The following is a 24,929-nucleotide window of genomic DNA, read 5'->3' on the forward strand; positions in this document are numbered from 1 at the left end:
AACAACACTAGTAGAAAAAAGCCCCCCGCTCCAAGGGCACAGTCTTGTCGGTACACACCCGTTTCAGCTCCTGCGCGAACAACTTGTCCACCGGACGCTGCTGACCGGCCACCCGTGTAAAAAGCGCGATCGGTGACAGCCCCCATTCAAAGGAATACGGCACGATGGCCACCCCGGATACCCGTACCAGTTCCTCGGCAATTTCAGTGGGAACCACGGAGACGGCCCGGGAGTGATTCACGATCAACTCACCGATCAGCTTGGGTGAAGACGTTTCCACGCTGGGCACAGGCTCGGGCAAGCCCGCGCGTAAAAACAGGTTGGCCACCTGCCGTCGCATGGGCGTACTGCGCGGCCCCAGAATCCAGTCCAGATCCTGCAACTGCGACCAGTCCAGCTTGCGCCGTCCCAGTCGGCCTGCCAGTTCCCGACTGGCAATCAGACGCGGTTGCTGCGCGTACAAGGCCTCATGGCGCAGCCCTTTCATATTCAGATCCGCAGAGCTGCGCGCCACCACGGCATCCAGGGCATGATCACGCAATTGTTCCAGCAGGGTTTCCGTCAAACCTTCGGTAATGCTGACAGAAACCACCTGTCCCTGAGGGCGGGTCGCCCGCAAGGCCGTAGAAACCAGTTTGCCGGACACAAAAGGAATCACACCCAGACGCAAATGCGCTTGCCGCCCCATGCTGTGCGCCTGCAAATCCAGACTCAACAATTCCATGTCCTGGACCATCGCCCGAGCGCGTGAAATCACGATCTGACCTTGGGGTGTTGCCTCCATGCCACGGGAGGAGCGCAAAAACAGCGGCGTGCCAAAAACTTGTTCCACCTCGGCCAGGGCCTGGGTCACCGCAGGCTGGCTCATCGCCATTAAATCCGCCACTTTGGTCAGCGAACCCAAGCGTTCGATCTCGATCAGCAAGGCCAAGTGGCGCAGCTTGAGTCGTTGCACCAAGCGATGCGCGATTTCGTTTGATTCCAAGCCCTTACCTCTATCCATAAGCATTTACTAATAGGGTAATAATAAGCCCTAATACCCGGGCCTGTTTAATTATCTACACTTGTTGAAAACCGGCAGTGACGCACTATTCGCCACGCCTTCCCTGGATTTCACCAAACCCCTATTTGGCGCCTGAGCAAAAGGACACGCAATGAGTTCACCTGTAGATCGACAAGCCGCCCTGGATTACCACGAGTTCCCCATTCCCGGCAAAGTCACTATTGCCGCGACCAAACCTTTGGTCAGCCAGCGTGACCTGGGCCTGGCCTATTCCCCAGGTGTTGCTGCCGCCTGCGAAGAAATCGTGGTTGACCCACAAAATGCCTTCCGCTACACCGGCCGTGGCAACCTGGTGGGCGTGATCTCCAACGGTACTGCCGTGCTGGGCCTGGGCAATATCGGTGCCTTGGCCTCCAAGCCCGTGATGGAAGGCAAGGCCGTTTTATTCAAGAAGTTTGCTGGCCTGGATGTCTTTGATATCGAAATCAACGAAACCGATCCCGACAAACTGGTGGACATCATCGCCGGCCTGGAGCCTACCTTCGGGGGTATCAACCTGGAAGATATCAAGGCACCCGAGTGTTTTGAGGTTGAGCGCAAGCTGCGCGAGCGCATGAACATCCCTGTCTTTCACGACGACCAGCACGGTACCGCCATCTGCGTGTCGGCAGCGTTTCTGAACGGCCTGAAAGTTGTCGGCAAAGACATCAAGAAGATCAAAGTCGTGACCTCCGGTGCCGGTGCGGCCGCTTTGGCGTGCCTGGATCTGATGGTGGACATGGGTCTGCCTGAAGAAAACGTCTGGGTAACGGACATTGATGGTGTGGTCTACAAAGGCCGCCCTGGCCACCAAGTGCCCGAGCTGGCTCGTTTCGCCAAAGAAACCGAGGCCCGCAAGCTGGCGGACGTCATCGAAAACGCCGATGTGTTCCTGGGCCTGTCCGCCGGCGGTGTGCTGAAAGCTGAAATGCTGCAAAAGATGGCAGACCGTCCTTTTGTGATGGCGCTGGCTAACCCCACCCCCGAAATCCTGCCTGAAGTGGCCAAAGCCGCCCGCGACGACGTGATCATGGCAACTGGCCGTTCGGACTTCCCGAACCAGGTCAACAACGTGCTGTGCTTCCCCTACATCTTTCGCGGTGCGCTGGATGTGGGCGCCACCACGATTACCCGTGGCATGGAAAAAGCGGCTGCCCGCGCCATTGCTGCTCTGGCCGAAGAAGAGCAAGACGAAGCAGTAGCCGCAGCCTACGGTGGTTATGGACTGAGTTTTGGCCCCGAGTACCTGATTCCCAAACCCTTTGATCCCCGTCTGATCGTGCGTATCGCCCCCGCCGTGGCCCAGGCGGCCATGGAAGAAGGCGTGGCAACCCGCCCTATCGCCGATCTGGAAGGCTACATTGCCAAGTTGCAACAGTTTGTCTACCACTCCGGCGCATTCATGAAGCCCGTTTTTGCCATCGCCAAGCAACTGGTGCGCGAAGGCGGCAAGGCTCGCATCGTCTTTACCGAGGGCGAAGAGGAGCGTGTGCTGCGTGCCGTACAAGTGATTGTGGATGAGAAATTGGCTCACCCGATTCTGGTGGGCCGCCCTGCCGTACTGCTGTCCCGCATCAAGAAATTCGGTCTGCGCCTACGTTTGGGCGTGGATGTGGAAGTGACCAATCCGGAATCGGACGACCGCTTCCACCAGTACTGGACCACCTATTGGGAAAAAATGTGCCGTCGCGGGATCAGCAAGGAAATGGCTCGCGTGGAAATGCGTCGCCGCCTGACGCTGATTGGCGCCACCATGGTGCACCTGGGCGATGCCGATGGCATGATTTGCGGCACAATCGGCTCCTACCACAACCACCTGCGCTACATCGACGAGATGATCGGTCGCAAGCCCGACTCCAGCGTGTACGCCGCCATGAACATCCTGCTCCTGGGCGAGCGCACACTTGCCCTGACCGATACACACGTCAACGACGACCCGAATGCGCAGGAAATTGCGGAATACACGATTGAAGCGGCCCGCATGTTGAGCACGCTGAGTCTGGAACCCAAGGTAGCCCTGCTGTCGCGCTCTAACTTCGGTTCGGATTCAGCCGCCTCCGGCCCCAAGATGCGCGAAGCGCTCAAGCTGATTCACGAACAGGCACCGGACCTGCAAGTAGAAGGCGAAATGCACGCCGACTGCGCGCTGGACGAGGCCCTGCGTAGCCGCACCTTGCCTAACTCTTCGCTGACAGGCTCTGCCAACCTGCTGGTCTGCCCGAACGTGGATGCCGGCAATATCAGCTACAACCTGCTCAAAACCGCCGCCGGCAGCAACGTCGCCATTGGCCCCTTCCTAATGGGTGCCAATGCTCCTGTGCATATTCTGACTTACAGCTCGACCGTACGCCGCATCATCAACATGACAGCCCTGACCGTACTGCAAGCCAATCGTGGCTAAGCCTTAGGGCTGACATAAAAAACCGGCCTGCAAAGGCCGGTTTTTTTATTACTACCTCTGATTCAAACCTTATTCCAGCTTGATATTGCCTTTCTTGACCACGTCATGGGCCCAGTCGTACTGCTCTTTGATTTCCTTGGCGAACTCTTCAGGCGAATTACCCGAAGGTGTTGCTCCCTGCTTTTCCAGGGCAGCAATAATTTCAGGCTTTTTCAAGGCCTCAACAGCGGCTGCATGCAACTTGGCAACAATTTCAGGAGGCGTACCCTTAGGGGCCAGCAGACCATACCAGGCTGGACTATTTAGCTGCGGGTAACCTTCCTCAGCCAGGGTCGGCACATCTTTGAGCGCAGGCAGACGTTCGGGCCAGGCAATCGCCAGGGCGCGTAAATTACCAGCCTGAATCTGAGCCATGGAGGAAGGCAAGTTATCAAACATGGCGTTGATCTGGCCACCAACGGCATCGGTCACAGCAGGACCGGAGCCCCGGTAAGGCACATGGACGATGTCTGTGCCGGTTGCCAGCTTGAAGGCTTCACCAAACAAGTGCAACACCGAGCATGTCCCGGAGCTGCCATAAGAATATTTACCGGGATTCGCTTTCAACTGCTGCACGAACTCTTTGAAGTTTTGTGCCGGAAATTTGGGATTGACCTCGATCACGTTGGGCAGGTTGGCAAAGTTGCTGACCGGCAAAAAGTCTTTCAAGGGATCATAGGGCAGATCATTGGGACGGCAGGCGGGGTTCACGGCCAAGGTCGAGACAGTCGCGATCGACAAGGTGTAGCCGTCAGGTTTAGCGCGAGCCGCCTCTGCCGCTCCAATAGCGCCACCGGCACCACCCTTGTTTTCTATCACCATGGACTGACCCAACACTTCGCTCATGCCCTTGGTCACAATACGCGCCACAATATCGGTGGAGCCACCGGGCGCAAACGGAACAATGACGCGAATCGCCTGATTAGGGTAATCCGCTTGAGCGTGCGCGACATTGGCCGTGCCGATCATGGACAAACTTGCACAAAGGGATAGCAGTGCAAATTTCTTGGGAAACTTCTCTATCATGGGAACATCTCCTCTTTCGTCTTTTTGTAGATCCATCCCCTGGGTAAGGGGAACCAAACAATAATAGCGCAGCTAATCCCCAACCATTGTTAATTGTGAAAGCAGATACTTACAGGGGATATACCTATATCTGCCTTTAACGACCGTCATTATGACCACCATTTTTCCGCTGATCCTGCCCGATTTTCTGTTGATTGCACTGGGGGCTTTGTTGCTGCACCGCTTCCATTTCAGTCGGGATTTTTTCCAGGGTGCTGAAAAACTAGTCTATTACGTGCTGTTTCCTGCACTGCTGTTTGATTCCATTACCCGTATCCCCCTCAATTTGGCTGACACGTGGCCTCTATTAGTGGCTGCCGCTGTTTTAATTTCTGTCGGCACCTTACTGGCCTGGCTGGCCCTGCCTATTCTGAAACCCGAACTTTTGCAGCATGCGGCCCTGACCCAATGTGCATTTCGCTTCAATACCTATTTAGGGATGTCCCTGGCCAGCGCGATTGCTGGCCCACCGGGAGTGGCGGTCATGGCCTTGCTGGTGGGTTTTTCGGTTCCCATGGCCAATATGGTGGCCGTCACCGTGCTGGCGCGTGGGCAACAAGGCCGCATCGCAATCGAGCTGCTTAAAAATCCCCTGATCCTGTCTACCGTAGCGGCATTGGCCTGGAATCTGGCTGGTTTGTCCGTACCAGGCCCGGTTCAATTGGCCTTTAGCCGCTTGGGGGCCTGCGCCTTGGGGATTGGTTTACTGTGTGTCGGTGCCGCCCTATCGCTGCAAGGCTCGCGCCGGGCGGGCGCACTGATCAGCTGGATCACGGCCATCAAACTGCTGGCTTTGCCCCTGGCTGCCTTGGCAACTGCCTGGGTGTTGGATATGAGCCCACTGGAGCGCCAGATGTTACTGGTGTTTGCCGCTCTGCCTACGGCCTCTTCTGCCCACGTCCTGGCTGCCCGTATGGGGGCCGATAGCCGCATGGTCGCGCTAACCATGTCGATCGGCACTATACTAGCGGGCTTGACCATTCCGCTGTGGTTATCCCTTGCTACCTGATCCTCGCCTATGAATCCGCATGCGTTGACCCTGTCCTTGCCTGACGAGGACGCCACCACCGCCTTGGCCGAACGACTTGCTCCCTTGCTTAGCGGTCAGGTGCCTGGCGTACCCCTGGGGGGCCGAATTCACCTTCATGGTGATCTGGGCGCCGGTAAAACCCACTTCGTTCGCGCCCTGTTACGAGCCTGCGGTGTTACCGGTCGTATCAAAAGCCCCAGCTACGCTTTACTTGAAAGTTATAAAGTTTCTAGCTTATACTTCTATCATCTTGATTTCTATAGATTTAGCGATCCACGAGAATGGGTCGATGCAGGTTTTCGCGATATTTTGCAAGACAATGCCGTTGTGCTGATCGAATGGCCCGAAAAAGCAGGGGATTTATTGCCCGAGCCCGATCTGGATTTACACCTGGATTATTGCGGTGACGGTCGTTTGGCCACTCTGGATGCACACAGCGCCAAAGGAACGCTATGGATTACGACACTCGCCCCCAGCCTGCAGAAGTAGCCCCCGCCGGCAAGGCCCGTCGCCGATTCGTCGCCACGGCCACTACCCTGTTCCTGCTTCCTGTCATCCCGCGACTGGCGAACGCCAGCACCATCGTGGCCGTCCGTACCTGGCCGGCTGACGAATACACCCGCGTCACCCTGGAAATGGATAGCGAGCTCAAGGCCGAGCACTTCACGCTGGAAAATCCCCATCGCATGGTGGTGGACATCCAGGGACTGACCATGAATCGCACTATCGAGGAGCTGGTTTCCAAAGTCCGTCCTAACGATCCCTATATTCGCTCGGTGCGTGTGGGCCAGAACCGGCCCGACGTCGTGCGTCTGGTGCTGGATCTGAAACAGCCCATCGCCCCCCAGATCTTTACACTCAAGCCTGTTGGTGAATACAAGTACCGTCTGGTTCTGGACTTGTACCCGCGCGTGGCCCAGGACCCGCTACTGGCCCTGCAAATTCAGGACGACGATGACCCCTTGGCTTCCGTGCTGGAAAGCCTGGCTCAAAATTCGCCTGACGCTCCAGTGCCGACTGTCCGAGGGCAATCCCTGCCACCCGCTGTGGCACGGACTCCCCCACCCGTCAGCACCCCGCCCCGCGCTCCTTCGCCGGCGGCAACACCTGGCACACCCAATCGTCCTTTGTTGATTGCACTGGACCCCGGTCATGGCGGAGAGGATCCCGGTGCCATTGGTCCGGGTGGTACGCGCGAGAAAGATGTGGTGCTAAACATCGCTCGACGTTTGAAGCGCCTGATTGATGCGCAGCCCAATATGCGTACGTATTTGACGCGGGATTCAGACTTTTTCGTCCCGCTGCAAGTACGTGTGCAAAAAGCTCGACGGGTAAAGGCGGATCTGTTTATCAGTATTCACGCAGATGCCTGGATCAAACCTAGCGCGCGTGGCTCGTCCGTGTACGCTTTGTCTCAAAACGGGGCAACCAGCTCGGCGGCCCGTTGGCTGGCAAAAAAAGAGAATGATGCCGACTTGATCGGCGGTCTGAACCTGGGTTCCCATAACCGGCAGGTCGCGCAAATTTTGCTGGACCTGTCTACGGCTGCCCAGATCAACGATTCGGTAAAAGTGGGCTCGCGTCTACTGGGCGAGATCGGCAAGATCAACCGCCTGCATAAACGTCGTGTCGAGCGCGCCGGTTTTGCTGTGTTGAAAGCCCCCGATATTCCTTCAATTCTGATTGAAACGGCATTTATCAGTAATCCGGAAGAAGAACGTCTGCTGCGTAGTTCCTCGCATCAGGACAAGATCGCCCAGGCTATTTTGACGGGCATTCGAGGCTATTTTGCCGAATTCCCGGCATTGGCCAGCCGCAGTTGAACCGTAAAGCCCCACACAAAAAGCGCACCAGATTTCTGCTGCGCTTTTTTTGATCTTTGGCAATGCCCACCAGCGTAAACTCATTTCATCAGGCCCCGTAGTCGCTACACTAGCCGTATTTCTTTTTACGGCGCCGTTACGTGAAAACAGGTTAACCAGTACTCATTTCCAAGAGATAGTCGATGAGACAAACAAGGGCTCTATCCACTTTCTTTCGCCGTTCCAACAAAGCCTCATTGTGCCTGTACAGTCCGGCTCCTTACCCGTCTCCCCTGCCCTTCATCCCAGGCCAGGGTAGTCCGCGCGCCTGTCGCGAATCACCTCCCTGATCGGCTCACCCTGCAGCCATGTGCTGGTCGGCTCAACGACCAGGCACACACACACCCTGCCATGTCCTCCGAGCGTTCTTGCATTGGCTTCAAACGACAAGGAAAAAATCATGAAATCCCCCCCCTGCCTGCTTATTGTGTACCTATGCCTGTCCCTGATAGCCGGGCCAGCCCGTGCTGATGACGACTGCGATGTCCCAGTACAGCAATGGCAAAGCCGGGATGCGGCCCTGGAGCATGCCGCTCGTCTGGGCTGGCAGGTGCAACGCCTGAAAATTGACGACGGCTGCTATGAAATTCGCGGCCGGGATGCTCAAGGCCGTTCGTTCAAAGCCAAGCTTGACCCGCAAACGCTACGCATCGTGAAAATGAAAGTGCGCGAGGGTCACGACAAGCCGGAGCGCGAACGTGAGCGCGAAAGGAATCACTGAAGCCTGCACTTGGCCGCCGTCCTTCCTGCCCTCAACCCTGAAGTTGTTTCCCTTTGATCACACCGGAGAACCATCATGTCCAAGCGTTTTCTTCTCACCACCCTGGCTGCAGCCTGTACCGTGGCCCTGCCCTCTTTAGCGCAGGGCCGTACCGTGGCACTTTCCACTACCCTCAAAGACTACGGCGGTGACGGGGCCTATTTGGCCGTCTACCTGACCGATGCCCAGGGCGCGTATGTACGCACACTGTGGGTCGCCGGCGGCAAAGCCAAATACTACAAGCATCTGGCAGACTGGAATCGCTTGTCCGCCAGCGATGGCCAACGCCTGCAAGGAGTAACCGGCGCCAGCGTCGGTGCCGGGCGCACTCTGGAGGTGACAGCAGAACTGGAGGATGCCCTGATTGACGCCGGCTACGAGCTCCGTGTCGATGCCGCCGCCGAAGACATGCGGGATAGCCCATCGGAAATCCGTGTTCCCCTGACTGCCGCCAACGCGGGCTCGCCACAGACAGGCAAACAATATATTCAATCCCTGACCTATCAGTTGCAGTAAGGAACCTACATGATCTGGCGATTCGTCCATCGATGGCTGGGACTGGTAGCAGGCACCCTCGCGCTGGTACTGGCCATCACAGGCACGATGTTGGCACTTGAGCCCTTGCGCAACGCCCTGCAGGCCGCTCCCACCGAGTCCGACCTGCCGCTTGCCACACTGGTGGAGCGCGTAAAGAGCACTGTCCCTGGCGCAGAAGAAATTCGTCATCTGCCATCAGGCATCTTCGTGGTCTATGCGTTTGAGAACGGACAAGCCCGGGCCATACGTGTGGACCCGGCAGACGGCAAAATCCTGGGAGACTACCAGGCCTCCCTGCTGCCGCGTTGGGTCAAAAACCTGCATCGCACTTTCTTGATGGACGACCCAGGACGCATTACAGCAGCCATGGTTGCTCTGGCCATGTTGACCCTGTCTGTGTCCGGACTGGTGTTGCTGCTGCGTCGAATGGGTGGCTGGCGGGGACTTACCGGGCCCGTGCGTGGCACCCTCCCCCAACGCCTGCATGTACTGAGCGGCAGGGTCATTTTATTGATCCTGGCCCTGTCCTCAGCCACGGCCCTTTACATGAGCGCCAGCACGTTCGAGCTGATCACGCTAAGTCCGAGCACGGAGCCCGAAGTGAGCTCGCAAGCCACCGGACAGCCGCCGCTTCCACCGGGCCAGATCGACCTGTTGCAGACTTTACGTGTGCAGGATCTGCAACGGCTCAATCTACCAACACATGAGGACCCTCAAGACACTTGGCGCGTTCTCACTGTTCAGGGCCAAGGCTGGGCGGACCAGTACCAAGGTCAGACCTTGGCCTGGGAGCCGTCGACCCTGGCACAACGCCTCTACGACTGGATCTTGCTCTTGCATACCGGAGATGGAGCCTGGCTGTGGGCCATTTTTCTTGGCCTATCGGCAGCGTGCATACCCTTGTTCTGGTACACAGGTATCCTAATGTGGTGGCAAGCGCGCCGCAGCCGTCCCACGCTTAAAGGCAATAGCCCACTGGCCCAGGCCGACAGTCTGATTTTTGTCGCCAGTGAGGGCGGCAGTACCTGGGGGTTTGCGCAAGCGCTGCACGACGCACTCAAAGCCATGGGTCGTCAGGTACATACCACCACGCTGGAGAACTGGCGAGTACCACCAACGGCCCGCCAGGTATATATCCTGGCCGCCACTTACGGTGAAGGCCAGCCGCCCGCCCACGCACAAAAAGCACTCAAACAGATCGCCAGCCAGCCGCCCACTGATGCTCAAGTCGCGGTTTTAGGGTTTGGGGATAGACAGTTTCCTGACTTTTGCGGATTTGCCAACACGCTCGAGCACGCCTTGCGGGAGCGGGGATGGAAACCTTTGCTGGCGCTAGAGCGTATTCATCAGCAATCTCCCCAGGAGTTTGCTCGCTGGGGACGAAGCCTTTCTGACGCGCTGGGGCAAGCTGTGCCGCTTGCCTACCAGCCTCGTTTGCCGCGCATGGCAACCCTGACACTGCTGTCACGCCAGGACTTTCCCGGTGCTACGGGTCAGCCCGCCGTCATCCTGCGCTTTGCGCTGCCCGACCAGCCAGTGCCCCGCTTCGCAGCCGGAGACCTGCTGGGCGTTCTTCCTCCCGGCGAACAGTCAGTCCCACGCTACTACTCACTGGCCTCAGGCAAACAGGATGGGTTCGTGGAAATCTGTGTGCGATACACAAGCGGTGGTGTTTGCTCTCCGTATTTGCATCGCCTGCAGATCGGAGATCAGATTCAAGCCTTCATCCGGCCCAACCCCGGCTTCACGCTGACCGGCTCCCGAAGCCCGGTGGTGTTGATTGGCGCGGGCACCGGGGTGGCTCCGTTGGCCGGTTTCATTCGCGACAATAGGCGACATCGTCCCATGTACCTGTATTACGGTACTCGTGATTCCAAACAGGATTATTATTTTGAAAAGGAGCTCAAAGACTGGCAGACCCAGGGCCATCTACACCAATTGCACACAAGCTTCTCCCGAATGCCTGATGGTGGCGGTTATGTACAGAACGCCGTACAGCGTGACGCCCAACAGATCCGCACCCTTCTGGAAAAAGGCGCGCTTGTGCGTGTTTGTGGCAGCCGCCCCATGGCTCAGGCAATCAGACAAGAACTGGACACTATTCTGATGGATATGGGCAAAAACCTGGCCTGGCTCAAGGAGAACGGGCGCTATGCCGAAGACCTCTTCTGACGTTCGACGCCTGACACTGAACGGCCCAACCATGGGCACGCGCTGGTCCGCCCTTGTGGAAACGACCGATGCCGTGGAGGTAGCAGACCTGCAACAAGCGCTGGCAGAGGCCGTTCACCAAGTGGATCGGCAAATGTCCCCGTGGCTGCCCGACAGCGAGCTAAATCGGCTCAACCGGACCCCTCCCGGTACATGGCTGGACCTGCCCCCAGAAATACTTGAGGTGTTAGCCTGTGCCCTGGAGATCAATCGTCGCAGCCAGGGCGCTTTTGACCCTGGCCTGGGGGACCTGGTAGATGCCTGGGGTTTTGGCCCCGCCCGACATGAGCCCGATGCTGCCGCCATCCGTCGTGCCGCTCAAGCAGGTTCTACCCCCGCTTACGAAACACTGGAACTGGATATGGCCGCCGGCCGCGCCATCAAACACGCTCCCCTACAGCTAGACCTGTGCGGGATCGCCAAAGGCTATGCGGTAGACCGTATGGCCCTGGTGCTGCGTCAGCACGGCCTTGATCACGCCTTGCTGGCCCTGGACGGAGAACTTCGCGCCCTGAACAGCCAGTGTCATGGCCAGCCTTGGGCGGTAGCGGTCGAATACCCCCAGGATGGACGGCGCTCCACTCACAGCGTGGTTGAACTGGATAATCTGTCCATCGCCACCTCGGGCGATTATCGGCGCTTTTTACAGCTCGGTGATATCCGAGTCGCACACACCATGGATAGCAGGCATCGCGCACCTGTGCGCAACGATATCGCGTCCGTAACTGTTCTGGCGCCAGACTGCATGCGGGCCGATGCCTGGGCCACCGCCTTGCTGGTCAGCGGCAGCGATGGCATGGCCTTGGCACAACGCATGGGCATAGAAGCGCTTTGGCTACTGCGTCGTGACAATCGTTTGACCACCGTTGGCCTGGGGCGGTTTAGCGAAGCGCCAGCATCGCCAGCAAAGGCATGATGAAAAACGGGACGCCTTAGCGTCCCGTTTTCGCACGGCCCAGTCGTATCAGGCAGCGGACTCGACAGCCTATAAAGCGGCATCACCCTTGCTCTTGCGTTTGAAGATCTTCCACAAGGCCCCGGCCACAACAGGCACCGCGGCAGCCGCAATACCAATCAGCACGATAGTATTCAAATGCGCCTTGATGAAAGGCACGTTACCAAAGAAGTAGCCCAGCGTAATCAAGCTGCAAATCCATAAAACCGCGCCTGTCATGTTGTACATCTGAAAGCGCCAGGCATTCATGTGCCCCACTCCCGCCACAAAAGGCGCGAAGGTACGGAACAGAGGCAGGAAGCGGGAAATGACGATGGTCTTGCCACCATGCTTTTCATAGAAAGCATGGGTTTTGACCAGCGCACGGCGATCCAGGAATCGGGATTCCTGGGTAAAGACTTTCGGGCCTATATACCGCCCCACGTGATAGTTCACGGTATTGCCCAGCACCGCCGCCACGATCAGCAGGCCACCGAGCATCACCGGGTCCAGCATGCCCGAAGCGCCAAAGGCTCCAGCAATAAACAGCAAGGAATCGCCCGGCAGGAAAGGCAGAACCACAAGCCCGGTCTCGCCAAATATAATCAAGAACAGAACAAGATAAATCCAGGCCCCATACTGCTCGACCCACACCCCCAGGTATTGGTCAATATGAAGGATCATGCTGAGTAAATCGGGCATAGTTCCACACCAAAATAACAATCCAGTCAGCCCAATACTGACCAGACCGACACCATAGATCAAGCGGTTAAAATAAGCCGCTACCGTTTGAAACCCGTTGAACGTGTATGGTTCAACCCTGAATACACACAAGGCCAGCCGCCCTATGTCATCAAGACGCCGTATTATCCCACTCCCTGACTTGCTTGTAAGCCAAATTGCAGCCGGTGAGGTTATTGAGCGCCCGGCATCTGTGCTGAAGGAACTGCTGGAAAACGCCATTGACGCCGGTGCCAGTGCCATCGAAATTCGTCTGGACGGCGGCGGTATCCGCCGCATCTCTGTCAGCGACGATGGTCACGGCATCACGCAAGAAGAATTGCCCTTGGCGCTGCTGCAACATGCCACCAGCAAGATTCGCTCGCTCGAAGAGTTGGAGTCTGTGGCGTCCATGGGCTTTCGGGGTGAGGCCCTGCCCTCGATTGCCTCGGTCGCCCGTCTGACGATCAATTCGCGCACCCAGGACGACCCACACGCCTGGGAGTACTCGCTAGGCCAAAGTGAACCTCAACCGGCCTCTGGGCAGATCGGCACGCATGTGGATGTACGCCAGCTCTTTGACGAGATCCCCGCCCGTCGCAAGTTTCTGCGTACGGAAGGCACGGAGTACGGCCATTGCGTGACTGCGCTGGAGCGCATTGCCCTGGCACAGCCACAAATCGCTTTTCGCCTGTTTCACAATGACAAACCCCAGCGCCACTGGCGCAGTGGCACGCTGGAACAGCGCCTGCTGGATATCTTGGGCAAAGAGTTTATTGAGCAAAGCCTGCCCGTCGCCCAGGAACAAGGCCTGATCAGCTTGCGTGGTCTGGTGATTCACCCTGCCCACGCTCGCCCAAGTGGAGACAAGCAGTTCCTGTTTGTGAATGGCCGCTTTGTGCGCGATCGTACCGTGTCTCATGCCATACGCAGTGCGTATGCCGATGTGCTGCATGGGGATCGCCAACCCGCCTATGCCCTGTTTCTGGACATTGCCCCCTCCACACTGGATGTAAACGTACACCCGGCCAAGCACGAAGTCCGCTTCCGTGACAGTGGTGCCGTGTACCGCTTTGTGCTGCAATCCGTGGGACAAACCTTGGCGCAAGGCAGTATGGCCGGTGAAACGCCTATTGCCGCCATGCCTTTGCCTGAAGGTGCCACCCAGCCCCAAGCGCCAGAGACACCCTACCCTTCCCCCGTTCCTGGCGCAGCAGGCGGCTCCTATACCAGCGGCGAACCCGCCATGCCATATAGCCATCCGGCTCGCCAAGGCTGGCAATCCAGCTTCAACATGCGCGAACCTTCCGGAGGTGGTGCAGACTGGAAAAGCATGTACCGCCCGATTGAGCCTGTTTCCAGCAACACCCCCGTCACCGACTATCAAAGCGACACGGATAGCCCGACCGACGAATTTCCCTTGGGCATGGCGCTGGGCCAATTGCACGGTATCTACATTCTGTCGGAAACCCGTCAAGGCATGATTCTGGTGGACATGCACGCCGCCCACGAACGTGTGGTCTACGAACAGTTAAAGCAGGCGCTGGATGGTCGTGAGCTACCTCGCCAAGACTTGCTGGTCCCCGTGGTCTTTGGCTGCTCGGAAAGCGATATCGCTTTACTGGATGAGCATCAGGAGACCCTGGCCGAGCTGGGTCTGAGCATGAGCCCGGCAGGCCCCACCACGATGGCCGTGCGCGCCGTCCCTGCCCTCCTGGCGCAAGGCGATATCGAATCCCTGGCCCGTGCCGTGCTGCGCGATCTGGCCCAGGTAGGCTCGTCACGCCATCTGGATGAACAGCGCAACGAACTACTCTCGACCATGGCCTGCCATGGTGCGGTACGTGCCAATCGCCGCCTGAGCATTCCCGAGATGAACGCTTTGCTCCGCAAGATGGAACAAACTGATCGGGCCGACCTGTGCAATCACGGCCGCCCCACCTGGTTCCAATGGAAGCTCAGCGAGCTGGACAAACTTTTTATGCGTGGACAATGAACGATTTACCCATTCTGTGCCTGGCCGGCCCGACGGCCAGCGGCAAAAGCGCAAGCACGCACACCTTGGCGCAACACTGGCCAATTGAAGTGATTGTGATGGACTCGGCCACGATTTATCGTGACATGGATATTGGCACCGCCAAGCCCAGCGCCGAAGAACAAGCGGCCATTCCCCACCACTTACTGGATATTCGCGACCCAGTTGAAAGTTATTCGGCGGCGGAATTCGCCACCGATGCCACCCGACTGATTCAGGAGATTCAGGCACGCGGGCATTATCCCGTCCTATGTGGCGGCACCATGCTGTATTACAAAGCCTTGCGTGAGGGCTTGAACGACTTGCCACAGGCCGACCCTGCCATTCGCCAGCAACTGGATGAACGCGCCCAGGAAATTGGCTGGCCCGGCATGCACGCGGAACTGACCCGCATCGACCCGGTAACAGCCGCCCGACTGGCTCCACGCGATAGCCAGCGCATTCAACGTGCGCTGGAGATTTTCCATATCAGCGGCAAAACCATGAGCGACTGGCTCAAGGACAAGGCCCAGCCTCAAGAAGGCAGCCATCGGTACGTCACCCTGAGCCTGGAACCGGAAGACCGATCCTGGCTGCATAAACGTATTGCGGTTCGCTATCAAGACATGATCAAACAAGGGCTGCTGCAGGAAGTAGAGAAGCTTTATCAGCGCCCTGACTTGCATCCCGGCCTGCCCTCTATTCGTTGTGTGGGCTATCGGCAACTGTGGTCGTATCTGGACGGCGAAGTCAGCCTGGACCTGGCCATTGAACAGGCTATTGCCGCGACTCGCCAACTGGCCAAACGCCAATTGACCTGGCTGCGATCCGAACCCGAGCGTCAGCAATTCAACTGCCAGAACCCGCAAGCCGCCGAGCAGATTGTGCAAGCGGCACGCCAGATCTGGCCAGCTTGATACTCAGATAACAGCCTCGTTTTTACGAACAGTCCCTGGCAGCCGGATAGTATCCAACTGCCAGGGACTGTTCAAAAAGACCGCTTTTTTTATCCAAACTCCGTTTTTACACCGAAGCGCCGTTCAGCTTGGGCTGGATTTGAGTGCGCATCGCCAGGTACTGGAACGCACCGCCCAACAAGGCACCAATCAACCAACCATAACCGGCCATATTCGCCAGTGCGGGTACCCACACCGTCGCCACCGAGAACACAGCCGCCAGGAAAAAAGCGATCATGGCACGCTTGTTCCAACCATTCTGGAAGTAGTAGGCACCACTTTCTTTCAGGGAGAACAGATCCGACACCACCACCCGCTGTCTGCGAATCAAGTAAAAGTCCACAATCATGATGCCGTACAAGGGGGCCAGCAAGGCGCCCAAGGTATCCACAAAGCCGGTGATCCCGATGGCGCTGATCAAGGGCAGCCACAGAGCACCGATAAAGAAAGCAATGACAGCAGTCAGAATACCGCCCATCTTGGCGGAGATCAGCTCGGGCTTCAGATTGGCCAGGTCAAAAGCAGGCGGAATGAAGTTCGCCACCAGGTTGATACCGACGGTGGCGGCAAAGAAGGTCAAAGCCGCAATGACCGTCAGAACCAGGCTATCGACACGATCCACAATATCGGTGGGGTTGGTCAAGGTTTCACCAAACAGCACAGCCGTACCAGCGGTAATGAACAAGGCCAGGAAGGAGAACACGGCCAGACTGACGGGCAAGCCCATGAAGTTACCGATACGCATGCTGCGCTCGTCTTTCACAAAACGCGAGAAGTCACCGTAATTGATCACGACAGCGGCAAAGTACGCCACCATGGTCCCCACCACCGCACCAAAGGCCATCAAGGGGCCGCCTTCATAAGTGCCCTTACCGGCAAAAATCTCGCCTACTTTATCAAGCAGACCGCTGCCTGCCTTGTACCAAATCACCGCCAGCAGCGCGAACATCACCAGGTACACCAAGGGACCTGCCCAATTCAGGAAGCGCGTAATCCACTTCATGCCCATCAGAAAAATACCCAGTTGCAAGACACAGACCACGATGTAAGACAACCAGCCCACCCAATCCAGCCCCAGGAACAGAGCACCTCCGGGGTGGCCGAGCAAGGCATTGAACAACAAAGCCAAGGCGGTAGAGGCAAAATAGGTCTGCACGCCGTACCAGAAGATAGCCACAATCCCGCGTACCAGGGCAGGAAACTTGGCGCCCTTCACCCCCATGCTGATACGGGCGATCACAGGATAGGGAACGCCATACAACACGCTGGGTTTACCGCTCAGGTTCACCAGGCCCATCACAATAAAACCGGCCAGCAAGATGCCGGCAAACACGGCCCAGCCATTCAGACCATAAGAAATAAACAAGGTGGCGGCCAGGGTATAGCCAAACAGACTTTGAATATCGTTGGACCAGACGTTGAAAATCTCGAACCAGCCCCACAAACGTTTTTGTCGCGGCAAAGGCGCCAGATCCTCGTTATGCAAGGATGGATGCGGGTCCTTCAAGGATAAATCGCTATGCTCCATTTTTCTTCCCCTCAGAAATTGCTTCTAACATTTCAGCTAATATTTCTATGCTCTTGCCGCTACTGTAGGAGCCTTGCTGGCCGGGGAACATTATGGAATGTACGAGTAATACTTAAATTCGGATTAGCTCGAAAAACAGCATAATTACTTTCATATAAACCTTATTTGAAAATCAAATACACCAGATTCGATGCGCTAATACAGCGGGCTTCGGGAGCAGACGCAGAAATAAAAAAAGCCAGCTCATTGAGCTGGCTTTTCTATTCACGGAAAGATCCGAGGGTTTCAGACCACTTCAGTCTGCGCCTGACCTTCCTGACGTTCCAGGATTTCGCCCAGTTGGTAGACGGTTTCACCTTGCTCGGACAAGGTGGCGCTGATGGCCTCTGCCTTGTCTGCAGGAACGATGATGATCATGCCAATACCACAGTTGAACACGCGGTACATTTCTTCGTCGGCCACGTTACCGTTGCTTTGCAACCACTGGAACAAGGCAGGCATGGTCCAGGAATCGCGCTTCAGGCGGGCAGTCAGGTGCTTTTGCAGAATGCGTGGCACGTTCTCCAGCAAACCGCCGCCCGTGATGTGAGCCAAGCCCTTGATGTCTGCACCGTGGGCAGCCAAGGCGGCCAGCACGGATTTCACGTAAATGCGGGTGGGTTCCATAACCACGTCAGCCAAAGGACGGCCATCCAGCTCGTCGGTAGGCTTGGCATTGGCGTGCTTGAGAATCTTGCGAATCAAAGAGTAGCCATTGGAGTGAGCACCGCTGGATGCCAGGCCCAGAACCACGTCACCGGGGACAATGGACTTGCCGTCGATAATGCGCGATTTCTCCACCGCACCCACCGCAAAACCGGCCAGGTCGTATTCGCCTTCGGGGTACATGCCGGGCATCTCTGCCGTTTCGCCACCGATCAGGGCGCAAGCGGACAGTTCACAACCCTTGGCAATGCCACCCACCACTTGAGCCGCCGTATCGACTGACAGCTTGCCGCAGGCAAAATAATCCAGAAAGTACAAGGGTTCTGCGCCCTGGACTAGAATGTCGTTGACACTCATGGCCACCAGGTCTATACCCACAGTGTCGTGGCGCTGCCAGTCAAATGCCAGGCGTAGTTTGGTACCAACACCGTCGGTGCCGGACACCAGAACGGGCTCTTTAAGGTGGGTAGGCACTTCAAACAAAGCGCCAAAGCCTCCGATTCCAGCCATGACGCCTGCACGCATGGTTTTGGCAGCCAGTGGTTTAATACGATCGACCAGGGCATCGCCCGCGTCGATATCCACGCCTGCATCGCGGTAGGTCAAGGAAACAGAAGTAGTGTTTTTCATGGGAAAAGCCGTGGGATATGTGAAAATTGCGAGTTGGACGAAATTGTACGACACATGACCGAGCAACTGATTCTGGATATATCTCCAGCACCGCCTGCCTCTTTGGACAACTTTGTTGCCGGAGCGAATCAGGCTGCGTTGCAGGCTCTGCGTCAGTGCAGTCCAGGACGCGCGGTTTACCTGTGGGGACCACCCGGCGCAGGTCGAACACATCTGCTGCGGGCGATGGCCAGTCAAGACGACAGCCGCTATTTTAGTTCAGATACTCCCTCCCAGCCCATCTTTGACATCGCCACGGATGACAAAGCTCCTCCCAGCCTCTTGGCCATCGACGATATCGAACGTTTTGACAAGCACGGACAGGCTGCCGTATTTGCACTGTACAATCGCTGGCGCGAGTCGGCCACCCGGCCCGACGCCTTCACGCTGCTGGTCTCCGGCGACCGGGCACCCAAAACCATGTCAGTACGCGAGGACTTGCGAACACGACTGGGCTGGGACCTGGTATTCAGACTGGAATACCTGTCGGACGCCCACCGGGCCGAAGCCATGCAACAGCGGGCCGCTGCCCGTGGGCTGCAACTGCAAGCGGAAGTGCTCAGTTGGATACTGACTCACTACGATCGCGATATGAACCGCTTGAGCGCACTGATCGATGCGCTGGACAACTATTCACTGGTAAAGAAACGCCCCATCACTTTACCCCTGCTCAAAGAACTTCTGGCCAACAGCCAGACCCAATCTTCTAGTTGAGTCATGACTGCTTCTTCTTTTATTGCCCTGTTTGATCTGGACCACACTCTGCTTCCTTTAGATAGCGATTACCAGTGGGCTGACTTCCTGGCCCGTACTGGCCGCGTCGGTGACCCCGCCGAAGCCATCCGTCTGAATGAAGACCTGATGGAACGCTATAACCAGGGATTATTGACGGCCGAAGAATCGGCCGAATTCATGTTGGGCCTGCTCACCAACGCCAGCCAGGAAGAGTTGCTGGCCTGGCAAGACGAATTCATGCAGGCCGTGATCCTGCCCTCGATCAGCCCCGCTGCCCGCGAGCTGCTGGCCCAGCATCAGGACCAGGGCCATCTGGTAGCGATTGTGACGGCCACCAACGAATTTGTGACGCGTCCCATTGCCGCTGCACTGGACGTAGACCACTTGATCGCCACTACCCCTGAAATGAAAGATGGCCGCTACACCGGCAAGATCAGCGGTGTGCCCAGCTTTCAGGCTGGCAAGATTACCCGTGTGGAGCAATGGCTCCAAACCATGGGCAAATCTCTGGCTGACTTCGAGCGCAGCTGGTTCTACAGCGATTCGCCCAATGATCTGCCCCTGATGGAAGTGGTGACCGACCCTGTGGCGACCAACCCCAGCGACAAGCTGCGCGCCGTGGCGACCGAACGTAATTGGCTCGTCATCGATTTGTTCGCTGACATGATGGACAGCAAATCGTAAAATCAGACGCATGCTCAAGCGAACAATAAAAACATTTGTCGACCGGCTGCTCAAACCAGCCAAAAGCGCGCGTCCCAAAGGGCCGCGCCGCTACACACGTGAAGAACATGGCATAGACCGGCGTCTGGTCTCACGTCATGCCATCAAAGTGTGCGAAGTGCTGAACCACGAAGGCTATCAAGCCTATGTCGTGGGCGGCGCGGTGCGCGATTTGCTGGTGGGCCTGGAACCCAAGGACTTTGACGTGGCCACCAACGCCACGCCCGAGCAAATCCGCCCCCTGTTCCGTCGCGCCCGCATTATTGGCCGCCGCTTCCGCCTGGTTCACGTGGTGTTTGGCCAGGAAATTATCGAAACCTCGACCTTCCGGGCTGACGATAGCGGCAAGCAGACCGACGAACATGGCCGGATCCTGCGAGACAACGAGTACGGCACCATCGAAGACGATGCTGCCCGCCGTGATTTCACGCTGAACGCGCTTTACTACGATCCTCTGACCGAAACCGTCATCGACTACCACAACGGGGTGGCCGATCTGAAAGACCGTCAGGTACGTATTATTGGTGATGCGCAAACCCGCTATCGTGAAGACCCGGTCCGCATGCTACGCGCCGTGCGCTTTGCCTCCAAGCTGGATGCCACCATCGAACCCACGACCGACGCGCCGATTCGTTCCTTGTCGCGCCTGATCGAGAACGTGCCCGAATCCCGTCTGGCTGACGAAACCCTCAAGCTGCTGAACTGCGGCCACGCCATGGATTGCATCCAGCGCCTGCAAGCCTTGGGCCTGCACAGCAAGCTCTTGCCCATGGTGGAGCCGGTGCAGCGCCTGCCCGGTGGCTCGGAGTTTCTGGATATGGCCCTGGCCCGTACCGATACCCGCGTTCGCGCCGGTAAATCGGTCAGCCCCAGCTTTATCTATGCCTGCCTGCTCTGGAAGCTGGTCAAGCAGGAGTGGGACCGACGCAGCGCTCAGGACATGCATCCCCAGCAAGCCTTGCTGGAGGCCGCCGACCTAATCCTGGAAAAACAAAGCCGCATCATGCCGATTCAAAAGCGCTTCCAGTCGGATATGCGCGAAATCTGGTTCATGCAGCCCCGTTTTGAACGCATCGCCAATCGCGCCATCTGGCGCATGACGGAACAACCTCGTTTCCGTGCCGCTGTGGACTTTTTACAACTACGCGCCGAAGCCAAAGAGATCGATAGCGTACAGGCACAATGGTGGATGGATCTGGCTGATGCGGGCGATGAAGAGCGCAGCGCCATGATCGCCGTGCGCAAACCTGCTGGCACCGCCGCCACTGGCTCGCGCAGTGGTCAGCGCCGCACACGTCGTCGCCGCTCCAATGCCAAGCGCAGCAACTCAGCAGGCGCAAACGAATCGTGATCCCAGGCAACACCACCGTTTTTGTGGCTATGGGCGCAAATCTGGGTGAGGCACGGCAAACTCTGGAAACAGCAGCGGCTGAACTGGCCGCTACTCCCGGTATTCAGGATCTGACGCTGGCCCATTTCTACAGCACGGCTCCCGTCGATTCCAGTGGCCCGGATTACGTCAATACTGTCGTCCGCTTCACCTGCACCCTGGCTCCCGAGAATTTGCTGGACCGTCTGCAACACATCGAACAAGAGCACGGCCGCACACGCCTGTACCGTAATGCACCCCGTACCCTGGATCTGGACTTGCTGCTTTACGGGCAAGAGCAGATCAATACGGAACGGCTGATCGTGCCACATCCCCGCATGCACGAGCGTGCCTTTGTGCTGGTTCCACTGGCCGATCTGGCTCCTGAACTTGAACTGGCCCAAGGCCACATAAGCACCCTGCTGGACTCGGTGAAAGACCAGGGCATCTGGCGCCTGGACTAATTGCACGCAGGATCAACTTGCCACCTTTTTGCGTCATCAATGCGTGACAAGGCTGCTAGTGACTGAAATAAGGGGTGACTACACCCCGGCCAGCTCCTTGGAGCGAGCAAGAAAGACTCCCTGCAAACGCTGTACAGGCCGCTGTCATCGACACCGGCCTATTAACGTTTTTTTTGCGCGCTAGGCGTCCAAGAGCTTGATCAGCGCGTCCTGATGATTGGATCGGGCTTCCAGCAGTTGCCGCCCTTCTTCGGTCAACATGGCAATCAAAGGAGCGGGAAAAGGGGAAGGCGTTTGCGTCGTTTGCGGGATGGCTTGGACTAATCCCAGCGACTGTAATTGTTCAAAAACGGCTTGTTTCTTGTGCCAGGGAGTTTGGCGTAAGCGCACGAGCTCAAGAGTGTTCCAAATAGTGGGGTTGAGCTGCGGAATAGTTGTGGAGCGCTGAAGTTGCGTCATACAAGGCCCTTAATTAAGACCACCCATACCGACATTGTGTGCCCATAAGGGGAGGTCAGCCAGAAAGCATCCCTATACCGTACAACATAACAATGTACAGAATATTTCAAGGAGTTCTGACAAACATCGTCGCAGTGCTGCTCCAAGTCACCAATAAGCAATAACCCGCGCTTGCGCCCTTGCTGGACCGGGAAAATCAGTCTGAGCCCTGTTTTTTCGCACAGCTTTTATGTCGCAAAATTATTCCGAACAGCAGCAAAAACACAACAAAAGAGGCCAGGCCAGCCAGCCCCAGATTTGCACTCAAGCCATAGGCGTCCACAAACTGCCCACCCAGCCAGGAGCCAAGCGCTATGCCGATATTGAAGACAGCTACGTACAACGCAGTGGCGACCTCAACAGCATTGGCTGCAGCCTTCATCATCCAGCTCATCAGCCCAACCGACACCCCGCCATAGGCCAGGCCCCAAAGCAGCAAAATCACACCTCCACCCAGCGGTGAACCACCCACTGTCAAGAAAAGCAAAGCAGTGATGCTTATACCCAACGCTATCGCCATCAAGCTGGCTTCAGTGCGTTGCGCCGCCGAAATCCCGATCAGGAAATTGCCCACAATCCCGGCCACACCATAAGCGAACAACAAGCCCCCTATCCATTCAGAGCCTATGCCCGAAACAGACAGCAAAAGAGGACGCACAAAGGTAAACGCGCTGAAATGCCCCGCAACCAGCATCAAGGTCAGCAGCAAGCCAAACCATAACCGCCGATTGCCAAATTGCTCGACGAACTGACGCCATGTGGTCGAGCACGACACAGACAGAGGAGGAATCACGGCCAGATGGAAGATCAGCACCAAAGCGCTCAATAGCGCCATGCCGCCAAAGGCCCAACGCCACCCAAGCAGATCGCCCATCAAGGCGCCTAAGGGCACGCCCAATACAGAAGCCGCGGCGACCCCACCGAAGATGATCGAGGTTGCCAACCCCACAGACTGAGTCGGAACCAGACGAGAGGCCAAACCACCTGCAATGGCCCAGATCCCTCCCATGCAAAAGCCGACCAGTACACGGGCAGCCAGCATCCAGACAATGCTGGGAGCCAGGGCAGACGCAATATTGGCCACCACCAACAAGGCCAGCAAACCGCACAGGATGCGTCGCCTATCCACGCCACCAGAAGCTAGCACTACCAGCGGCGCAAACAAAGCGGCCAATAAGGCAGGTAAGGAAATCAACAAACCAGCCGTCCCCGTAGAGGTCTGCAAGCTGTCTGCAATGGAGGTCAACAAACCTACGGGCAACATTTCTGTGGTGACCACTGAAAAGGTGGCCAAGCCAACAGCGCCAACCGCCAACCAGGACTGCCGCTTGCCGGGCTGCCCGGCCATGGATAGAGAAGAGGTATTCATCGCTAAATATTCAAGGAAAGAAGGCTAAACAGCGCAGGAACGAGCCGTTACAGGTTTGCGCAAACGTTGATGGCTGAACAAGGCAAGCAAGACGATCAAGGCAGCGGCATAGAGCGCGACCATAAAACCAGAACTAGCTCCGCCCTGATCCACCATCTGTCCCGAAGCGGCAGCCCCCATGGCCACACCAATATTCAGACCAGCCAGCAACCAGGTCATGCCCTCGGTTAATTGCTGCTCCGGCACCACACGCTCAACCAGCGACATGGCAACAATCATGGTGGGAGCGAAAAACAGACCAGCCAGCAAGACCGCCCCTGCCAACTGAGCCACGCTGGCCACCAGCCATAAAGGCAAGGTCGTGGCAGCGGTAGCCAAACCACCTATTAAAAGCAGACGATGCAAAGGAATATTCAGCTTCAAACCACCAAACACCAGACCCGCCACGCAAGAACCCAAGGCGTAAGCCGATAGCACCAGACTGGCCGCCCCCGGCTGCCCCATCTGCTCGGCAAAGGCCACGCTGACAATATCCACGGTGCCCACGATCACACCCATGGCAAGCATCAACAAGGCCAACAGGCGCACACTATTCAGACGCAGAACCGAAGGGCGACTGCCCTGCTCCTGCACTTGAATCGGTGGCTCAGTCCCCTTTTGGAGCAGCAGAGCCAACACACCCGCAATCAGTAATAGCGCAGCAGCCAGCACACCCGCTTGCGGAAACACCAGAACCGCCAAGCCCACCGACAAAGGCGGCCCGGCAATAAAGGTGACTTCATCCAGCACGGTTTCCAACGAATATGCCGTTTGCAAACGATCCTGACCACGGTAAATCGCCGTCCAGCGTGCACGCACCATGGCCGACATGCTGGGCATGAAACCAGCCAGCACCGCGCCTGCAAACAAGATCCAATCAGGCGCTTGCCACCAGCTCGCCCCCAACAAGAGCAGCAGGCCCAGCACACTAATGGCTGTTGCCAGCGGCAGGACACGACTTTGCCCACGCTGGTCCACCCAACGGGACACCTGCGGCGACACCAACGCATAGGTCAGGACAAAAGTGGCGGACACCGCCCCCGCCAAGGCATAGCTGCCCCGCAATTGCGACAGCATGGTGATGATTCCTATCCCTATCATGGGCAGCGGAATCCGGGCCAGCAGCCCGGCCAGGGCAAAACCCCGTGTGCCGGGCGCGGCAAAAAGTTCTCGATAAGGCTGAGCCATTACATTCTCCGTGGACGCCCGCTTGCCACGACACGGTGATGCGTCGACAATACATACAAGGCGTATGTTTA

At 57.3% G+C, this 24,929-nt stretch carries 22 protein-coding genes; 14 read left to right on the plus strand and 8 right to left on the minus strand.

Annotation, left to right across the window (positions count from 1 at the left end; all coding sequences use genetic code 11):
• Positions 1-7: 7 nt before the first annotated feature.
• On the minus strand, positions 8-1,003 hold the full coding sequence (locus CA948_RS10880; protein ID WP_094195804.1) for a LysR substrate-binding domain-containing protein: 996 nt from the start codon (positions 1,001-1,003) through the stop codon (positions 8-10).
• 151 nt (positions 1,004-1,154) lie between these two features.
• On the opposite strand from CA948_RS10880, the gene CA948_RS10885 reads away from it, so the two are divergent.
• Complete coding sequence (locus CA948_RS10885; protein WP_094195803.1) at positions 1,155-3,443, plus strand: NADP-dependent malic enzyme; 2,289 nt, start codon at positions 1,155-1,157, stop codon at positions 3,441-3,443.
• Positions 3,444-3,512: 69 nt separating this feature from the next.
• Here CA948_RS10885 and CA948_RS10890 read toward each other — a convergent pair whose 3' ends face one another.
• Positions 3,513-4,451: a tripartite tricarboxylate transporter substrate binding protein BugE gene (locus CA948_RS10890; protein WP_234354421.1), complete on the minus strand. Its 939-nt coding sequence runs from the start codon at positions 4,449-4,451 to the stop codon at positions 3,513-3,515.
• 208 nt (positions 4,452-4,659) lie between these two features.
• Between CA948_RS10890 and CA948_RS10895 the strand changes: the two genes are divergently transcribed.
• The 7 genes from CA948_RS10895 to CA948_RS10925 all read left to right on the plus strand — a co-directional run bounded on the left by CA948_RS10895 (position 4,660) and on the right by CA948_RS10925 (position 11,863).
• A complete protein-coding gene (locus CA948_RS10895; protein WP_094195801.1) occupies positions 4,660-5,556 on the plus strand; it encodes an AEC family transporter in 897 nt (298 codons plus the stop codon).
• A gap of 9 nt (positions 5,557-5,565) precedes the next feature.
• Positions 5,566-6,066: a tRNA (adenosine(37)-N6)-threonylcarbamoyltransferase complex ATPase subunit type 1 TsaE gene (tsaE, locus tag CA948_RS10900; RefSeq protein WP_094195800.1), complete on the plus strand. Its 501-nt coding sequence runs from the start codon at positions 5,566-5,568 to the stop codon at positions 6,064-6,066.
• On the plus strand, positions 6,030-7,400 hold the full coding sequence (locus CA948_RS10905) for an N-acetylmuramoyl-L-alanine amidase (protein WP_094195799.1): 1,371 nt from the start codon (positions 6,030-6,032) through the stop codon (positions 7,398-7,400). The genes tsaE and CA948_RS10905 overlap by 37 nt, the downstream gene beginning before the upstream one ends.
• A 439-nt stretch (positions 7,401-7,839) precedes the next feature.
• Positions 7,840-8,160, plus strand: coding sequence for a PepSY domain-containing protein (locus tag CA948_RS10910; protein ID WP_094195798.1), 321 nt, complete (start codon positions 7,840-7,842; stop codon positions 8,158-8,160).
• A 75-nt stretch (positions 8,161-8,235) separates the two neighbouring features.
• Positions 8,236-8,715 carry a DUF2271 domain-containing protein gene (locus tag CA948_RS10915; RefSeq protein WP_094195797.1) on the plus strand — a complete coding sequence of 160 codons (480 nt, stop codon included), beginning with the start codon at positions 8,236-8,238 and terminating at the stop codon, positions 8,713-8,715.
• 9 nt (positions 8,716-8,724) lie between these two features.
• A complete protein-coding gene (locus tag CA948_RS10920) occupies positions 8,725-10,908 on the plus strand; it encodes a PepSY domain-containing protein (RefSeq protein ID WP_108728013.1) in 2,184 nt (727 codons plus the stop codon).
• Complete coding sequence (locus CA948_RS10925) at positions 10,889-11,863, plus strand: FAD:protein FMN transferase (RefSeq protein ID WP_108728014.1); 975 nt, start codon at positions 10,889-10,891, stop codon at positions 11,861-11,863. The genes CA948_RS10920 and CA948_RS10925 overlap by 20 nt, the downstream gene beginning before the upstream one ends.
• A 69-nt stretch (positions 11,864-11,932) precedes the next feature.
• On the opposite strand, the gene CA948_RS10930 is transcribed toward CA948_RS10925, so the two are convergent.
• A complete protein-coding gene (locus tag CA948_RS10930) occupies positions 11,933-12,583 on the minus strand; it encodes a VTT domain-containing protein (protein WP_094195794.1) in 651 nt (216 codons plus the stop codon).
• Between the two features lie 145 nt (positions 12,584-12,728).
• On the opposite strand from CA948_RS10930, the gene mutL reads away from it, so the two are divergent.
• On the plus strand, positions 12,729-14,597 hold the full coding sequence (gene mutL, locus CA948_RS10935) for a DNA mismatch repair endonuclease MutL (protein ID WP_108728015.1): 1,869 nt from the start codon (positions 12,729-12,731) through the stop codon (positions 14,595-14,597).
• Complete coding sequence (gene miaA, locus CA948_RS10940; RefSeq protein WP_108728016.1) at positions 14,594-15,532, plus strand: tRNA (adenosine(37)-N6)-dimethylallyltransferase MiaA; 939 nt, start codon at positions 14,594-14,596, stop codon at positions 15,530-15,532. Before mutL ends, miaA begins: the two co-directional genes overlap by 4 nt.
• Before the next feature lie 106 nt (positions 15,533-15,638).
• On the opposite strand, the gene CA948_RS10945 is transcribed toward miaA, so the two are convergent.
• Both CA948_RS10945 and purM read right to left on the minus strand, forming a co-directional pair.
• Positions 15,639-17,099 carry an NCS1 family nucleobase:cation symporter-1 gene (locus CA948_RS10945; protein ID WP_094195792.1) on the minus strand — a complete coding sequence of 487 codons (1,461 nt, stop codon included), beginning with the start codon at positions 17,097-17,099 and terminating at the stop codon, positions 15,639-15,641.
• Between the two features lie 285 nt (positions 17,100-17,384).
• Positions 17,385-18,434: a phosphoribosylformylglycinamidine cyclo-ligase gene (gene purM / locus CA948_RS10950; protein WP_094195791.1), complete on the minus strand. Its 1,050-nt coding sequence runs from the start codon at positions 18,432-18,434 to the stop codon at positions 17,385-17,387.
• A 54-nt stretch (positions 18,435-18,488) separates the two neighbouring features.
• On the opposite strand from purM, the gene hda reads away from it, so the two are divergent.
• From hda to folK, 4 genes are read left to right on the plus strand one after another with little or no spacing between them, the layout of a single operon-like run.
• A complete protein-coding gene (gene hda, locus CA948_RS10955) occupies positions 18,489-19,187 on the plus strand; it encodes a DnaA regulatory inactivator Hda (protein WP_094195790.1) in 699 nt (232 codons plus the stop codon).
• 3 nt (positions 19,188-19,190) lie between these two features.
• Positions 19,191-19,892 carry an HAD family hydrolase gene (locus CA948_RS10960; RefSeq protein WP_094195789.1) on the plus strand — a complete coding sequence of 234 codons (702 nt, stop codon included), beginning with the start codon at positions 19,191-19,193 and terminating at the stop codon, positions 19,890-19,892.
• Positions 19,893-19,902: 10 nt separating this feature from the next.
• Positions 19,903-21,282: a polynucleotide adenylyltransferase PcnB gene (pcnB, locus tag CA948_RS10965; protein ID WP_108728017.1), complete on the plus strand. Its 1,380-nt coding sequence runs from the start codon at positions 19,903-19,905 to the stop codon at positions 21,280-21,282.
• Positions 21,283-21,311: 29 nt separating this feature from the next.
• Complete coding sequence (gene folK / locus CA948_RS10970; RefSeq protein WP_108728748.1) at positions 21,312-21,764, plus strand: 2-amino-4-hydroxy-6-hydroxymethyldihydropteridine diphosphokinase; 453 nt, start codon at positions 21,312-21,314, stop codon at positions 21,762-21,764.
• Positions 21,765-21,944: 180 nt separating this feature from the next.
• Here the strand turns inward: folK and CA948_RS10975 are convergent, their stop codons facing one another.
• From CA948_RS10975 to CA948_RS10985, 3 genes are all read right to left on the minus strand, one after another.
• Positions 21,945-22,223, minus strand: coding sequence for a hypothetical protein (locus tag CA948_RS10975; protein ID WP_230019077.1), 279 nt, complete (start codon positions 22,221-22,223; stop codon positions 21,945-21,947).
• A gap of 196 nt (positions 22,224-22,419) precedes the next feature.
• Positions 22,420-23,631, minus strand: a complete 1,212-nt coding sequence (locus CA948_RS10980) for an MFS transporter (RefSeq protein WP_108728018.1) — start codon at positions 23,629-23,631, stop codon at positions 22,420-22,422.
• 24 nt (positions 23,632-23,655) lie between these two features.
• The gene (locus tag CA948_RS10985; RefSeq protein WP_108728019.1) at positions 23,656-24,858 is read right to left on the minus strand and encodes an MFS transporter; all 1,203 of its coding nucleotides are present in this window, start codon (positions 24,856-24,858) and stop codon (positions 23,656-23,658) included.
• Positions 24,859-24,929: the final 71 nt, after the last annotated feature.

Source organism: Alcaligenes aquatilis, from assembly GCF_003076515.1.
Classification (GTDB): Bacteria; Pseudomonadota; Gammaproteobacteria; order Burkholderiales; family Burkholderiaceae_B; genus Alcaligenes; species Alcaligenes aquatilis.

Excerpts from the sequence above, each read along its gene's own strand:
- CA948_RS10880 (WP_094195804.1), bottom strand. The coding sequence starts at position 1,003 with ATGGATAGAGGTAAGGGCTTGGAATCAAACGAAATCGCGCATCGCTTG.
- CA948_RS10885 (WP_094195803.1), top strand. The coding sequence starts at position 1,155 with ATGAGTTCACCTGTAGATCGACAAGCCGCCCTGGATTACCACGAGTTC.
- CA948_RS10890 (WP_234354421.1), bottom strand. The coding sequence starts at position 4,451 with ATGATCGGCACGGCCAATGTCGCGCACGCTCAAGCGGATTACCCTAAT.
- CA948_RS10895 (WP_094195801.1), top strand. The coding sequence starts at position 4,660 with ATGACCACCATTTTTCCGCTGATCCTGCCCGATTTTCTGTTGATTGCA.
- tsaE (WP_094195800.1), top strand. The coding sequence starts at position 5,566 with ATGAATCCGCATGCGTTGACCCTGTCCTTGCCTGACGAGGACGCCACC.
- CA948_RS10905 (WP_094195799.1), top strand. The coding sequence starts at position 6,030 with ATGGATTACGACACTCGCCCCCAGCCTGCAGAAGTAGCCCCCGCCGGC.
- CA948_RS10910 (WP_094195798.1), top strand. The coding sequence starts at position 7,840 with ATGAAATCCCCCCCCTGCCTGCTTATTGTGTACCTATGCCTGTCCCTG.
- CA948_RS10915 (WP_094195797.1), top strand. The coding sequence starts at position 8,236 with ATGTCCAAGCGTTTTCTTCTCACCACCCTGGCTGCAGCCTGTACCGTG.
- CA948_RS10920 (WP_108728013.1), top strand. The coding sequence starts at position 8,725 with ATGATCTGGCGATTCGTCCATCGATGGCTGGGACTGGTAGCAGGCACC.
- CA948_RS10925 (WP_108728014.1), top strand. The coding sequence starts at position 10,889 with ATGCCGAAGACCTCTTCTGACGTTCGACGCCTGACACTGAACGGCCCA.
- CA948_RS10930 (WP_094195794.1), bottom strand. The coding sequence starts at position 12,583 with ATGCCCGATTTACTCAGCATGATCCTTCATATTGACCAATACCTGGGG.
- mutL (WP_108728015.1), top strand. The coding sequence starts at position 12,729 with ATGTCATCAAGACGCCGTATTATCCCACTCCCTGACTTGCTTGTAAGC.
- miaA (WP_108728016.1), top strand. The coding sequence starts at position 14,594 with ATGAACGATTTACCCATTCTGTGCCTGGCCGGCCCGACGGCCAGCGGC.
- CA948_RS10945 (WP_094195792.1), bottom strand. The coding sequence starts at position 17,099 with ATGGAGCATAGCGATTTATCCTTGAAGGACCCGCATCCATCCTTGCAT.
- purM (WP_094195791.1), bottom strand. The coding sequence starts at position 18,434 with ATGAAAAACACTACTTCTGTTTCCTTGACCTACCGCGATGCAGGCGTG.
- hda (WP_094195790.1), top strand. The coding sequence starts at position 18,489 with ATGACCGAGCAACTGATTCTGGATATATCTCCAGCACCGCCTGCCTCT.
- CA948_RS10960 (WP_094195789.1), top strand. The coding sequence starts at position 19,191 with ATGACTGCTTCTTCTTTTATTGCCCTGTTTGATCTGGACCACACTCTG.
- pcnB (WP_108728017.1), top strand. The coding sequence starts at position 19,903 with ATGCTCAAGCGAACAATAAAAACATTTGTCGACCGGCTGCTCAAACCA.
- folK (WP_108728748.1), top strand. The coding sequence starts at position 21,312 with ATGGGCGCAAATCTGGGTGAGGCACGGCAAACTCTGGAAACAGCAGCG.
- CA948_RS10975 (WP_230019077.1), bottom strand. The coding sequence starts at position 22,223 with ATGACGCAACTTCAGCGCTCCACAACTATTCCGCAGCTCAACCCCACT.
- CA948_RS10980 (WP_108728018.1), bottom strand. The coding sequence starts at position 23,631 with ATGAATACCTCTTCTCTATCCATGGCCGGGCAGCCCGGCAAGCGGCAG.
- CA948_RS10985 (WP_108728019.1), bottom strand. The coding sequence starts at position 24,858 with ATGGCTCAGCCTTATCGAGAACTTTTTGCCGCGCCCGGCACACGGGGT.